General features: G+C 34.3%; 14 protein-coding genes and 1 other annotated feature. Of the genes, 9 read left to right on the top strand and 5 right to left on the bottom strand.

Going from position 1 to position 13,707, the window contains the following annotated elements; translation table 11 throughout:
- Positions 1-61 precede the first annotated feature (61 nt).
- The 6 genes from mltG to greA are packed head-to-tail and all read left to right on the top strand — an operon-like array spanning position 62 to position 4,995.
- Positions 62-1,093 carry an endolytic transglycosylase MltG gene (gene mltG, locus B2S90_RS07095; protein WP_286696782.1) on the top strand — a complete coding sequence of 344 codons (1,032 nt, stop codon included), beginning with the start codon at positions 62-64 and terminating at the stop codon, positions 1,091-1,093.
- A complete protein-coding gene (locus tag B2S90_RS07090; protein WP_055289697.1) occupies positions 1,093-1,704 on the top strand; it encodes an O-methyltransferase in 612 nt (203 codons plus the stop codon). Before mltG ends, B2S90_RS07090 begins: the two co-directional genes overlap by 1 nt.
- The gene (locus B2S90_RS07085) at positions 1,688-2,608 is read left to right on the top strand and encodes a peptidase U32 family protein (RefSeq protein ID WP_278860254.1); all 921 of its coding nucleotides are present in this window, start codon (positions 1,688-1,690) and stop codon (positions 2,606-2,608) included. The genes B2S90_RS07090 and B2S90_RS07085 overlap by 17 nt, the downstream gene beginning before the upstream one ends.
- Positions 2,592-3,842, top strand: coding sequence for a peptidase U32 family protein (locus tag B2S90_RS07080; protein ID WP_055288850.1), 1,251 nt, complete (start codon positions 2,592-2,594; stop codon positions 3,840-3,842). Before B2S90_RS07085 ends, B2S90_RS07080 begins: the two co-directional genes overlap by 17 nt.
- Complete coding sequence (gene udk / locus B2S90_RS07075) at positions 3,832-4,458, top strand: uridine kinase (protein WP_279147362.1); 627 nt, start codon at positions 3,832-3,834, stop codon at positions 4,456-4,458. Before B2S90_RS07080 ends, udk begins: the two co-directional genes overlap by 11 nt.
- Positions 4,459-4,515: 57 nt before the next feature.
- Positions 4,516-4,995 (top strand): transcription elongation factor GreA, encoded by a 480-nt coding sequence (gene greA, locus B2S90_RS07070; RefSeq protein WP_055233646.1) that lies wholly within the window; start codon positions 4,516-4,518, stop codon positions 4,993-4,995.
- An 86-nt stretch (positions 4,996-5,081) separates the two neighbouring features.
- Here the strand turns inward: greA and B2S90_RS07065 are convergent, their stop codons facing one another.
- The 5 genes from B2S90_RS07065 to glmS form a co-directional block, all read right to left on the bottom strand.
- Positions 5,082-5,876 (bottom strand): ABC transporter ATP-binding protein, encoded by a 795-nt coding sequence (locus B2S90_RS07065; RefSeq protein ID WP_022425417.1) that lies wholly within the window; start codon positions 5,874-5,876, stop codon positions 5,082-5,084.
- Entirely contained in the window at positions 5,869-6,792 is a 924-nt protein-coding gene (locus tag B2S90_RS07060; protein WP_279078989.1) for an ABC transporter permease, read from the bottom strand. Before B2S90_RS07060 ends, B2S90_RS07065 begins: the two co-directional genes overlap by 8 nt.
- Before the next feature lie 13 nt (positions 6,793-6,805).
- Positions 6,806-7,774, bottom strand: coding sequence for an ABC transporter substrate-binding protein (locus B2S90_RS07055; RefSeq protein WP_147556505.1), 969 nt, complete (start codon positions 7,772-7,774; stop codon positions 6,806-6,808).
- Between the two features lie 48 nt (positions 7,775-7,822).
- Positions 7,823-8,023: a binding site (T-box leader), on the bottom strand.
- Between the two features lie 101 nt (positions 8,024-8,124).
- Positions 8,125-9,372, bottom strand: a complete 1,248-nt coding sequence (locus B2S90_RS07050) for a hypothetical protein (RefSeq protein WP_055288844.1) — start codon at positions 9,370-9,372, stop codon at positions 8,125-8,127.
- A 75-nt stretch (positions 9,373-9,447) separates the two neighbouring features.
- Positions 9,448-11,247: a glutamine--fructose-6-phosphate transaminase (isomerizing) gene (glmS, locus tag B2S90_RS07045; protein WP_286696781.1), complete on the bottom strand. Its 1,800-nt coding sequence runs from the start codon at positions 11,245-11,247 to the stop codon at positions 9,448-9,450.
- A 350-nt stretch (positions 11,248-11,597) separates the two neighbouring features.
- Here glmS and B2S90_RS07040 point away from each other — a divergent pair, with 350 nt between their 5' ends.
- The 3 genes from B2S90_RS07040 to B2S90_RS07030 are packed head-to-tail and all read left to right on the top strand — an operon-like array spanning position 11,598 to position 13,155.
- A complete protein-coding gene (locus B2S90_RS07040) occupies positions 11,598-12,122 on the top strand; it encodes a hypothetical protein (protein ID WP_055288842.1) in 525 nt (174 codons plus the stop codon).
- Between the two features lie 35 nt (positions 12,123-12,157).
- Positions 12,158-12,853, top strand: a complete 696-nt coding sequence (locus B2S90_RS07035; RefSeq protein ID WP_286696780.1) for an AzlC family ABC transporter permease — start codon at positions 12,158-12,160, stop codon at positions 12,851-12,853.
- A complete protein-coding gene (locus B2S90_RS07030; protein ID WP_006507169.1) occupies positions 12,850-13,155 on the top strand; it encodes an AzlD domain-containing protein in 306 nt (101 codons plus the stop codon). Before B2S90_RS07035 ends, B2S90_RS07030 begins: the two co-directional genes overlap by 4 nt.
- Positions 13,156-13,707 lie beyond the last annotated feature (552 nt).

The following is a 13,707-nucleotide window of genomic DNA, read 5'->3' as shown; positions in this document are numbered from 1 at the left end:
TTTTTTTATGGCAATTATCGGCTTAATTCTATATAATGGTTAAGGAAAAGGAGATGTATGTATGAAAAAGAAAATCATAGCGGCAGTCCTTGTAGTTGTATTCTTAATAGGAGGTACAGGCTTATTTTATATAAGTGGTACAGGAAATGTCTCTTCTAAAAGTGAAGTTGTGCAGGTGACTGTAAAAAAAGGTGAGAATGCATATACAGTTTTAAATACATTAGAGTCAAAAGGGTTAATAAAAAATAAATTGGCGGCTAAGGTTTACTTAAAGATTCATAAGCCTTCAGTTGTCTCTCAAACTTACAATTTGAATAAGAACATGTCTCTTTCAAAGATGTATAGTATCATGTCAAAGATGAACAGCTCTTATGTTGTGAAGTCTTCCTTAACTATCCCTGAAGGAATTACTATTCCTCAGGCAGCTAAAAGGGTGGCAAATGTAACTGGTAAAACAGAACAGGAAGTATTAGATAAATGGGGTGATCAGTCTTATTTAAAGCAGTTAATTTCTAAGTATTGGTTCTTAAGTGATGATATTCTTCAAAAGGGTATTCTTTATCCATTAGAAGGTTATTTTTATCCAGAAACATATGTGCTTTATGGTGAATCTACAACTATTGAAAAGGTCACAGAAGAAATGCTGGATTATATGGATCAACAATTAACACCTTATAAGGAGTCAATGACTAAGCTTGGCTATACACCTCATCAATTCTTAACATTATGCTCAGTCGTAGAAAGAGAATCTTTATTTGATAAAGACCGTCCAGCCATTGCAGGCGTATTTATCAATCGTTTAAAGACTGGTATGAGATTACAGTCAGATATTACTGTCAACTATGCATTAAATAGAACAGGTGTCAAAGTCTCTACAAAGATGACTAAGATTGATTCTCCTTATAATACATATAAATATGCAGGACTTCCTATTGGTCCTATTGCATGTGTCCCACAAAAGACAATGGATGCAGTTGCAAACTATACACCATCTGATTATTTATTCTTCTTTGCGAAGAAAGATGGAACTGTCATCTATTCAAAGACATATGAAGAACATCAGAAAGTAGTGAAGGAGAATAAGTGGTATTAATGAAATCATTTTATGAATTAGAAGAATATGCACTTGTGAAAGATGTGCCTATTATGCAAAAAGAAGGTATTGAATACCTTATTGATGAATTAAATAAGAGAAATGCGGAGTCTGTATTAGAGATTGGAAGTGCCATTGGGTATTCATCTTTAATGATGGCCACTCATGTCAAAGGGCTTCATGTAGATACAATTGAAAGAGATGATACACGTTATCAGGAAGCAGTTGTAAATATTAAAGATTTCCATCAGGAAGACAATATTACAATCTATCATGAAGATGCATTAGAATTTGATGATACATTGTTGAATCATGCACCTTATGATTGTCTTTTTATTGATGCAGCTAAAGCGCAATATCAGCGTTTCTTTGAAAAATATGTTCCTTATTTAAAGGAGGATGGTTTTGTGTTAGTGGATAATCTTGATTTCCATGGCATGATTTTTGATATACCAAATATTAAGAATAGAAACACACGTGCTCTTGTAAGAAAAATCAAACGTTTTAAAGACTGGATCTTCTCTAATGAAGAGTATGATGCACATTATGTGCAGGTAGGTGATGGTCTATGTATCATTACTAGAAAGGAACACAATGAAAATCGCAATTAATTTAAATGATCGTGGATATCTTTATGATTATGTTGATATGGGTGTTTCTTTGATTATGGCTGGATCAGACTATAGTGTTTTGACACCAGTGAAGTTTTCTATTGAAGAATTGAAAGAAATCAAAGAACAGGCAAAAGAACTCTATGTTTATGTGAATGCTATGTATGATGAACATGATCTAGAAGGATTAGAAAAGCATATTGATGCGTTACATGATATTGGAATCAATGGATTAATTTTCCAGGATTTTGGTGTATTACGTATGGTGAATCAAAAGGGTTATGATTTTAATATGATTTATCATCCTTTAACTCTTAATACCAATTCAAGTACACTGAATACTTTATCTCATTATGGTATTTCTGGTGCTTTTGTTTCTAAAGAAATATCTTTAAAGGAACAGCTAGAAATACGTAAGAACTGTGATATGCCATTATTTGTATTAGGCCATGGTGTACAGTATATGATGATGAGTAAGAGACATTTGATCTCTAACTATGAATCAGCAAGCAATACAACATTAAGCCATAATAAAGACGCTCTTACAATAAATCCACGTGGACAGGATTTTCCTTGTCATATATATGAAACAAATCGTGGAACGGCTGTATTCAGCAAATCTAGATTATATACATTGGACTTATTCAATACATTAAAGGACTTTGACTACCTTTATATTGAAACAATGTTTATGGATTCAAGAGAAGCAGTAGAAGTCACAAGTATGTATTGTGATTGTCTTAAAGCCCTAGAAAGAGGTACATATGACAAAGAAGTAAAAGAATATCTTCCTTTATTAAGAAAGATTTCAAAACCTCTTGATCGAGGTTTCCTATATGATGATACAATTTATCGTCTTGAAGATGTAAAGAGGAGGGATCTAGAAGATGCAGCCAATAAGTAAGGTTATTGATGGTCGTCGTGTGATCGTAAAGAAGCCAGAATTACTTGCTCCCGCAGGAAACCTAGAAAAGCTTAAAACAGCTATTATTTATGGTGCAGATGCAGTATTTATCGGTGGTAAAGAATTCTCTTTAAGATCACAAGCATCTAACTTCTCTATAGAAGATATTAAAGAAGCAGTACAGTTTGCGAATCAATATGGTGCTAAAATCCATGTTACATGTAATATCATCCTTCATCATGATAACCTAGAAGGTATTAAAGAATACTTACAGGCATTAGATGATGCAGGTGTTACAGCTATTATTGTGGCAGATCCATATATTATGAATCTTGCGAAAAGTATGAACTTAAAGCTAGAAGTACATGTCTCTACACAGATGTCAGTGACTAATTCATCTGCCGTTAAGTTCTTTGAAGATATGGGGATGGATCGAGTAGTACTAGGTCGTGAAACAACTTTTGTTGACTTGAAGGACATTAGAAAAAATGCCCCTGATATTGACCTAGAATACTTCATACATGGTGCTATGTGCATTTCTTATAGTGGTCGTTGTATGTTATCTAACTACTATTCTAGACGAGATGCGAATAGAGGTGGCTGTTCACAAAGTTGTAGATGGTATTATGATTTAGAAGAGAATGGACAATCTATTAATGAAGATTTCCCATTTACTATGTCATCTAAGGATATGTGCCTCATTCATCATATTGGTGAATTAATAGAATGTGGTGTGGATTCATTCAAGATAGAAGGGCGTATGAAGTCTGTCCATTATATTGCGACAGTTGTATCTACTTATAGAAAACTCATTGATACATATTGCGCTGATCCTGATCATTTTGCAGATTCAAAGAAATATGAAGATGAACTACAAAAAGCAGCCAATAGAGCATTCTGTCATGGATTCTTTTATGATAATCCTGGTGTAGATGAACAGCTTTATAACTTAAGAGATGAGCATCCTACACAGGAATTCGTTATGCGTGTTTTAGGTTATGATCAAGAATCTAAACGTGCGAAAATTGAACAGCGCAATTATTTCAAGGTGGGAGATAAGATAGAAATATTCTCTCCTAGTCATTCAAATATTTATTTTACTGTTGATAAGATTTATAATGAAGATAATGAATTGGTGGAAGTAGCCAACCATCCAATGGAAATACTTTATGTAGAAATTGATTATCCGGTATTAGAGAATGATATGGGAAGGAAGGTAAACCATGGAAAATAAAGCTGTCATTATTGGGATTGCAGGTGGAAGTGCTTCTGGTAAGACTTCTATCGCACAATCTATCTATGACCGTTTTAAAGGCAGTCATAGAGTAAAAATCATTAAACAAGATGATTACTACAAAGATCAAAGTGATAAGACAATGGAAGAAAGAGTAAAAACGAACTACGATCATCCATTTGCCTTTGATAATGATCTTCTAGTATCAGATTTAAAGAAGTTAAAAAAGAAAGAAAGAATTGAAAAACCTACTTATGATTATGCAAAGCATACAAGAAGTGATATCACAGAAGTCATTGAAGATCGTGATGTTATTATTCTAGAAGGTATCTTTGTCTTAGCAGAAGAAGAGGTAAGAGATCTTTGTGATATTCTGATCTATGTGGATACAGATGCAGATATCCGCTTTATCAGACGTTTGAAAAGAGATGTAGAAGAACGTGCAAGAACTGTTGATTCAGTCTGTAACCAGTATTTAGAGACTGTAAGACCAATGCATGAACAGTTCATTGAGCCATCTAAGAAATATGCACATATTATTATTCCTGAAGGTGGGACTAATACTGTCGCAATTGACTTATTGATTACAAAAATAAGTAGTATTCTGGGCGATTAAATCGTTCTTGTCTAATTAAAATAAGTATGTTATATTTAGGTATGCGAGGTGAAAGAAATGGATAAAAAAGTGCAAATTAGTAAAGAAGGTTTTGAAAAGTTAAAAGCTGAAAGAGAAAACCTTATTAACGTTGAAAGACCAGCTGTCATTGAAGAAATTAAGCTTGCAAGAAGCCAGGGTGACTTATCAGAAAACGCTGACTACGATGCAGCAAGAGATAAACAGGCTCGTATTGAAGAAAGAATCAAAGAATTGGAAGTAATGATGCAGAATGCAGTTATCATTGGTTCTGATGTTAAGGTAGATACTCATGTAGTTAACTTAGGTGCTACTGTAACAGTTCTTGATTTATCTGAAGAAAATCCTGAACCTGATACATTTACAATCTTAGGTTCTACAGAAACTGATCCATTACATGGTAAGATTTCTAATGAATCTCCACTTGCGAAAGCATTAATGACTCATAAGATTGGTGATGTTGTAACAGTCGGTGTTGCTAAACCTTATGATGTTGAAATTGTAGATATTAAATATTAATGGTATGAAAGGACACTTCTTAGGAGGTGTTCTTTTTTACTGCATAAAAAAACATTCCAACTTGATATATAGTTGGAATGTTTTCATTATTTCAACAACATTCTGTCATTCACAAATTCACTGCCACTTGCTTCTTCAAACTTCTTAAGTAGGAAAGGAACAGTTAATTTCTTTTTTTCTTCACCTTTAACATCATAGATGATTTGACCATTGTACATCATAATCAATCTATTTCCTACATCAATAGCCTGCTGCATATCATGAGTAACCATCATTGCTGTTAGCTTTTGTTCAGTGACAATCTTATTAGTCAAAAGTAATACCTTAGCACTTGTTGCCGGATCAAGAGCGGCTGTATGTTCATCAAGTAAGAGAATCTTAGGCTTAGTGACAGTTGCCATTAATAGTGTAAGAGCTTGTCTTTGTCCACCTGATAATAAACCTACCTTACTTGTCATTCTCTCTTCTAGACCCAAATTTAGAGTCTTTAAGAGATCATAATACAACTTCTTTTCTTCTTTCTTGATACCCCACTTTAAAGTACGCTTCTGACCACGTCTTTTAGCCATTGCGAGGTTTTCATCAATCTGCATATCAGCTGCAGTACCCATCATCGGATCCTGGAATACACGACCAATAAGACCTGCACGTTTATATTCTGGATACAAAGAAATATCTTTATCATCTAGTTTAATATGACCACAATCAATAGGATAAACACCTGCAATCATATTCATTAAAGTGGATTTACCAGCACCGTTACCACCAATAACAGTAACGAAATCTCCATCATCTAATTGAAGATTAATATCAATCAAGGCTTTCTTCTCATTAATAGTGCCGAGGTTAAATGTTTTTGATACATGTTCAATCTTAAGCATTTTTTTCATCCACCTCTTTTGTAAGTTTCTTATAGTTTGCAGTCTGTTTTCTATTGGCCATTAATACTGGAATAGTTAATGCGAGAGCTACAATAAATGCAGTGAGTAGCTTTAAGTCATCAGTTGATAAACCTAACTGAATAACAACGGCGATAATAATACGATAAATAATTGAACCAACAATAATCGCAATGAGTCTCTTTAAGAAACTGCCATAACGTCCAAATATGACTTCACCAATAACGATAGACGCAAGACCCATAACGATTGCCCCCATACCGATCTTGACATCACCATAACCAACTGACTGCCCCACCATGGCACCACTTAAGGCGATTAAGGCATTTGAAATCACTAAACCAAGTAGCTTAGTATAATCAGTATTGACACCAACAGCTCTTACCATCTGTTCATTATTACCAGTAGCACGTAATGCATTACCTAATTCAGTTCCAAAGAACCAATAGAGAAGGGCAATTACAATAGCTACTGCAATAACACCTACAATAAGTGTAGACTGAGATACTGTTAAACCAACCATTGGTCCCCAGTCATATAAGCTTTCTGTCTGTAGTAATGGGATATTTGATTTACCCATAATACGTAAGTTGATTGAATATAAGCCTAACTGTGCAAGGATACCAGCAAGGATGGCAGGAATCTTACATTTAGTATGTAATAAACCAGTCACAAATCCAGCAAGTGCACCTGCAAGAGTAGCTACAAGAATTGCAACAATTGGATTACCATGGTTAGTAAGAATAACAGCACATACAGCACTTCCTGTTGCGAAAGAACCATCACATGTCATATCTGCAATATCTAATAGACGAAATGTAATATAAACACCAACTGCCATAATGCCCCATAGGACACCCTGATAAGTCGCACTTTGTAATGCTAAAAATAAAGACATTCTCTTTCACTCCTTAAATAAGTTCAGCCTTATCTAATACTTCCTGTGGTACTTTAATGCCTAGCTTTTCCATCTGAGCTTTGTTGACCTTTAATTTACAGTCACTCGCTTTTAAGTATTCAATAGGCATAGTTGCTGGATTACCTTTACCAGTTAAGATCTTAATAGCCTGTTTACCAGCGATACTACCTAAGTTATAGTAATCAATACCATAAGTAGCTAAACCACCCTTAGTACACATACCTTCTTCACCAACAATAAGAGGGATTTTAGCCTGATCAGTGACTTTTACAACTGCTGGGATATTAGAAGCAAGTAGGTTATCAGTTGGAATATATAAAGCATCTGCTTTACCTACAATAGAATCAGTGACTGACTGGATTTCATTAGATTCAGAAACAGTCTTTACTAATGGTGTCATACCCTGAGCTTTGATTTCCTTTACAGCCATCTTACCCTGGATTTCAGAGTTAGATTCATTACCTGCATACATAACAGCAACAGTTTTTGCGTTAGGCATAATCTGTTTTAATAATTTAATCTGTTCTTTAACAGGTGTTAAATCACTTGCCCCAGTTACATTTCCACCAGGTTTTTTATTTGATTTGACTAATTTACTACCAGCTGGATCAGTAACAGCAGATACAACAACTGGAATATCTTTAGTCTTCTTTACAACAGCCTGAGCTGCAGGAGTTGCAATTGCATAAATTAAATCATTTCCATCGTTCACTAAGCTTTCTGCAATGGTTTCACAGTTAGAGTTTTCACCACTGGCATTCTTTAAAGTAATATTAGAAGCCTTATAACCTGCTTTTACAAGAGTATCCTTAAATCCCTTATATGATGCATCCAATGCATCATGCTGCATATATTGGATAACTCCAATCTTGACATCAGCCTTATCTTTAGTACTAGACTGACTACCACAGCCAGTTAATGCAAGACCAACTGCCATTAAACCACATACAAATTTCTTCATAATAGATTCCTCCCTTTTTTCTTTCCCTTAAAAACAAAAAATTCACCCCAAGAGGGCGAATTATCGCGGTACCACCTCTAGTTCATTAGTCATAGACTAACCTCACTAAATAGCGATAACGGGCAACCCGGGAAGTATTTTGTACTTCCAACTCCATGGTGAATTCAAGAATGTTTGCGTATGATTCGCACCAGCCATCATATCTCTTATGCCACACATTTCTTTACTATGTCATTTCTCTGTTTTTATAATATAAAAATATAATATAGAAATATTAAGGAAAAGTCAAACAAAACTTTTAGAAGTTAGGGAAAAACTAAAATAGAATAAAAGAGCAGAATAATCTGCTCTTAGTAGTTGATTTCTTCGTAAAGAACTTTTAAAAGGACAGCTTTAGAACTCATCTGCTGACGTTTTCTATCATAAGTCTTAATTACGCTGTATTCAACAACGTCATACTTTTCAACTTCTTCATCATCAAGGAAATCAGCCTGTCTGAAGAATAAGTTTTCTTCACCATCCTGGAAGATACTACCAAAATTCTTATCATGGTTGTAGAATACAACTTTACCTTCATGACGAGTAATGTATTTTTCAAGATGATAGATGACTTCACTATATACACGATCAAATGCATCGCTGGCACTTAAATCAGCATAATCAGCTAAATCAACATCTGCTTCATAAGTCTTACCATTTTCTTCTTCTAGCTTCTTAATGAGGCATTCTGCAAGTGTATGAGCCTTATCCTGACCCTTAGCCTTTGCCATTGCTGAAATCTTCTTATAATCTTCGATATTCTTGTAATCGAATCCACCCTTGAAGAACTTATCAACTAGAAGTGTATAAGCATCATCTTCACGATTTGTATTCATATAAAGCTTATAAAGGATTTCAAATGAATCTACTGCATTGAAATGACCCTGTAAAGCGATGAATTCATTTTCAGCTTCTTCATAACGTCCAAGTTCAACTAGAGAGCTTGCACGATAATATTTAACCCAGTTAAGGTTATTATAATGCCACTTTAAGTTGTAAGTGAAAGCAATGTTCGCAGTTTCAACACATGCTCTATATGATTCAAGTTCATATAATGCACGTACTTTCATGCGATACCATTTTTCTTTCTTACTTTCGAATTCTTTACCATCTTTATTAACAAATGGTTTATCTTCTAGAGTAGGTGCATCTAAATAGTCTAATAATTCAGATAACTTCTTATAGTCTACTGGATTAGCCTTTAATACATGCTTAATAGCCTTATTGACTGCAGCTTCAAGTGGAGAATATCTCTCCTGTTTACAATATTTTGCGATTTCTTCTAGGATACCATAGAATAAACTTTCGTTCTTAGAAATATCTTCTTCGCTGATGTTGATATACTTATTATAAAGAGCATAGCCAAAATAATTGATATATCCTTTTAATTCTGGTGCCATTTCAAGGAATGTTCTTCCTACTTCAATAGCTTCATCAGTCTTACCTTGATTCTTTAATTCTTTAACGAAATCACGTGCCTGGAATTCGCTGAATGAAGAGGCATCCTCTTCGAAACGGTTCTTATAAGCCGTTAAATCTTTTACTTTTGATTCTTCCACATTATCACCCCTACGAGATATTATACATTTTTTTATTATTGATGTGAAGAAAAAACGAACGGAGTTCTCCGTTCGTTATTCTACAGTCACTGATTTAGCAAGGTTACGAGGTTTATCAACATCACAGCCTTTAATGCATGCTGTATGGTATGCGATTAACTGTAATGGGATAGCAACAAGTACACTCTGTAATAAAGGATGAATATTAGGAAGATAATAAGTGTTTTCTACACCGCTGACTTCTTGTCCTTCAACAGTAAATAGAATGACTTCAGCACCTCTCGCAATTGTTTCCTGAATATTAGAGATAGTCTTTGCAGCTACATGAGGCTGAGTGGCAACTGCAATGACTACAGTTCCAGGTTCAATTAAGGCAATAGGACCATGTTTTAATTCACCGGCAATATAAGCATCAGCATGTATATAAGATACTTCTTTAAGCTTTAAAGCACCTTCTAGTACGCTTGCATAATCTAGACTTCTTCCGATAAAATAGCAGTCATGTTTTTCTTTTAATAGCTTAGCATAGCCTTCGAATGTCTTTTCATCTTCAAGTAACTTAGAAACATATTCTGGAAGATTATTTAACTGTTCCATGAGATCAGTATTAATTGCATCGCCTCTCTTATCGGCAATATATAAGGCAATAAGTGTAAGTAACACTAACTGAGTTGTATAAGCTTTTGTAGAAGCAACTGCAATCTCAGGACCGGCACAAGTATAAAGTGTATACTGCGCATCTCTAGAAATAGTTGAACCTAATACATTAGTGACTGCAATTGTTGTACAGCCTTTTTCATTAGCAAGCTTTAATGCAGCAAGAGTATCAGCTGTTTCACCAGACTGAGATACAAAGATACATAAAGTCTTTTCATCAATAATTGGATCATTATAACGGAATTCACTGGCTACCTGTGTAAGAACTGGTAGACGAGTGGCACGTTCTAGAATAGAAGCTCCACATAATCCAGCATGATAAGCAGTACCACATGCAACATAATAAACCTTATTGAATTTATTAAAATCAACATCTTTTAATTCATCTAAAACAATAGAATCCTTGAAAATACGACCTCTTAATGTTTCCTGGATCACATGAGGCTGTTCATTGATTTCCTTTAACATATATGTATCGTAACCATTCTTCTGAGCCGCTTCCATATCATAAGGAATAGTAGTCATTTCCTTGGTGATTTCTTCACCATCTTTATTATAGAAAGTAATGCTGTCTTTCTTTAATACAGCCATTTCTAAGTCATCTAGGAAATAAACATTTTTAGTATAAGCAAGTAAAGCAGGAATATCACTGGCTGCAATACTTGCATCATCAGTACGTCCAATAACGAGTGGACTAGCCTTTTTAGCTACAACAACTTCATCAGGATGTTCTGTAGAAACAATACATAAAGCATAACTTCCATCAATACAGTTTAATGTTTTCTTTACTGCTTCTAGAAGATCTCCTTCATAGAAATAGTCCAAACACATAACAACAACTTCTGAATCTGTCTCACTTTGGAATGAATAACCCTTTTCTAACAAAATATCTTTTAATTCTCTATAGTTTTCAATAATACCGTTGTGTACAATAGAAAGAGTATTATCTGGATTTGTATGAGGATGTGAATTCAAGTTAGAAGGCACACCATGAGTTGCCCATCTTGTATGACCAATACCTACATGACCAGTCATATCATGACCTTTTAGCTTTTCTTCTAGGTTCTTTAAACGACCTTTACACTTAACAGTTGTAAGAGTGTTATTTAACACTGTTACACCTGCAGAGTCATATCCTCTGTATTCAAGTTTAGCAAGCCCCTGCATTAAAAAAGGTAGGGCTTCACCATTGCCGCAATAAGCTGTAATACCACACATAATCTTGTCCTCCTTGTTTTGTGGAATAAAAACGTTAAAACAAAGGAGTACCTGATGAAATCTGTTGGCTGATTGCTCAGTGTTTTTGTTCATCGTTTAGGCAGTACTATGCCTCTAGACCATCCGCCGAATAGTTCGATTAATCTAGTCCTCGTCAACTTATACAAGTCCTGGCGCTTTTTTTTAATATCACTTTATCTTAACTGTGACTATTATATGCTTGATATGTGATAAATCAATCAATAATATTGATATTTTAAAAATATGAAAACGATATAAAACTTTATATACAAATTACAGAGAAAAATAGAAAATTTAAAAGTATATATAAGAGTAGGAGGGATATTTATATGAAAGAAGATTTAGAAGGGAATATTGAAGAACTCAAAAATTATTTGAATAAACTTGATGAGAGTGGCTTATATGATGCTAAGAAGTATTCACGTTCTTTACTGCATCAGACAAGTCAGTTATCTTATTTTTATTGTTCTTTAGTGAAGGATGGTTCTCCTTCAGACACTTATTATCATGTTCATAAGCGTCCTAAGGAACATCAGATGGCTTATTTTAATATTGGCAGGGGGTTTCCTAAAGAACTGATGGACGGTCATTGGTGTTATATAGTGAAAGATCTAGGTTATAAGATGCTGATCATACCTTGTACATCCATAAAAAAAGAATCGTCACCATTGAATCCTCATTTTGAAAAAGATCTGACTGTTATAGATGATCATGGGATGATTACCCATTCAAGAATGCAGTTGACTGATTTACGTACAGTGGATATTCAGCGACTTGATTGTCGTAAGCCATTCTATACTGTATGTGATGATCGAGAAGAAATCAGAAATTTCATAATAGAACATCTATTTTAGATTTATTTATGATATGATACTCGTGGTGATGAAATATGAATGAAATAATGAAAGGAATGAAGAGAAGTATTCCAATTGCACTTGGATACTTCCCAGTAGCCTTTTCTTTTGGAGTATTATGTGTATCAAGTGGCTTGCCTCTTGGCTTTGCCACTTTTATCTCTTTAACAAATTTAACAAGTTCAGGACAGTTTGCAGGTGTTCAGCTGATTCTATCTGATAGTACTTATCTAGAAATCGCAATAACACTATTATTGATCAATTTTAGATATTTCTTGATGAGTCTTTCTTTATCTCAGAAGATTGATGAGAAGATGAATACAATAGAACGTATGATCATCTCTTTTGGAATTACAGATGAAACATTTGCGTTAGCGAGCTTACAGCCAGGTAAACTGACATTTAAGTTTATGCTAGGCTTTATCCTAACACCTATTATAGGATGGGTCGGAGGGACTCTTGCGGGAGAATTCATTATGGGCTTATTGCCTTTAGCCTTGCAGGGTGCTATGGGAATTGCTTTATACGGTATGTTCTTAGCTCTTATTGTCCCTGCAATGAAAGAGTCAATGCCAGTAACTATAGTGGTTCTTATTTCTATTGGAGTCCATACACTCTTTACCTATGTGCCATTATTTAATGTTATGAGTACTGGAGTACGCTTGATTAGTGCAACACTTATTGCAACATGTATGGGTGCCTGGTTATTTCCAAGGGAGGATGAAGCATGACAAGATATCAGATACTAGCTGTCTTAGTGATGGCACTTTTTACTTATCTACCTCGTTTTCTTCCTCTTACTTTCTTTAGAAAGAAGATTACATCTAAGTTCATCAATTCAGCTCTTTATTACCTGCCTTATGCAGTACTAGGGGCGTTGACTTTCCCAGGTGTCTTTAATTCTACGCCTAATTTAGTAGAATCATGTGCAGGTATTCTAGTTGCAATATTTTTTAGTTATAAGGGAAAAGGACTTGTATTTGTGGCTGTAGCTGCCATACTTGCATCTTATATTGTGCAGTTTGTGATTTGAAAATTGGGAGTTTTATGGATGGCGGTAAAATGAGTTTAAGCCAAACAATTATTTATGGAATAGTTTTTTCTTTAATGTTTTTTCTATATGTAGTTTGTTTGCAAGACAGGGATATGTTTACATTAAATCCAAATAAAAAAAGCGTAGATGTTTGACCTATACAAAAGGAAAAATAGTAAGTGTAAGTGCTATGAGAATAAATAGAAGAAGTGCTTACTTTTACAATTATGAATATGAAGTTGATTATGAAATTATAACCATAGAAATTAATTTTGGAACGACATATCGCCAATTTAGAGAAGGTGACCTAGTCAAAATTTGATATGATAAAAGTAATAAGGAAGACATTGTTGCAGCTGTTATGTCACTTATTGCAGGAATAGTAGCTGTATTAATTGGACTATATGTTGGTATGTTTGTATGTTTTTGTTAGAAAAATCGGAATTTGAAGTGGAGGTATGTATTATGAATATAGGATTTTGGTCGTGTATAATTTTGGTAATACCATTTCTGATTATAGGTGTGTTATTTGCGATTTTTAAGGAAAAAGCA

This window comes from Catenibacterium sp. UBA627 (genome assembly GCF_002299355.1).
Lineage (GTDB): Bacteria > Bacillota_I > Bacilli_A > Erysipelotrichales > Coprobacillaceae > Catenibacterium > Catenibacterium mitsuoka.
The sequence above is the reverse complement of the archived record's forward strand: the minus strand, read 5'-3'. Positions and strand labels throughout refer to the sequence as shown.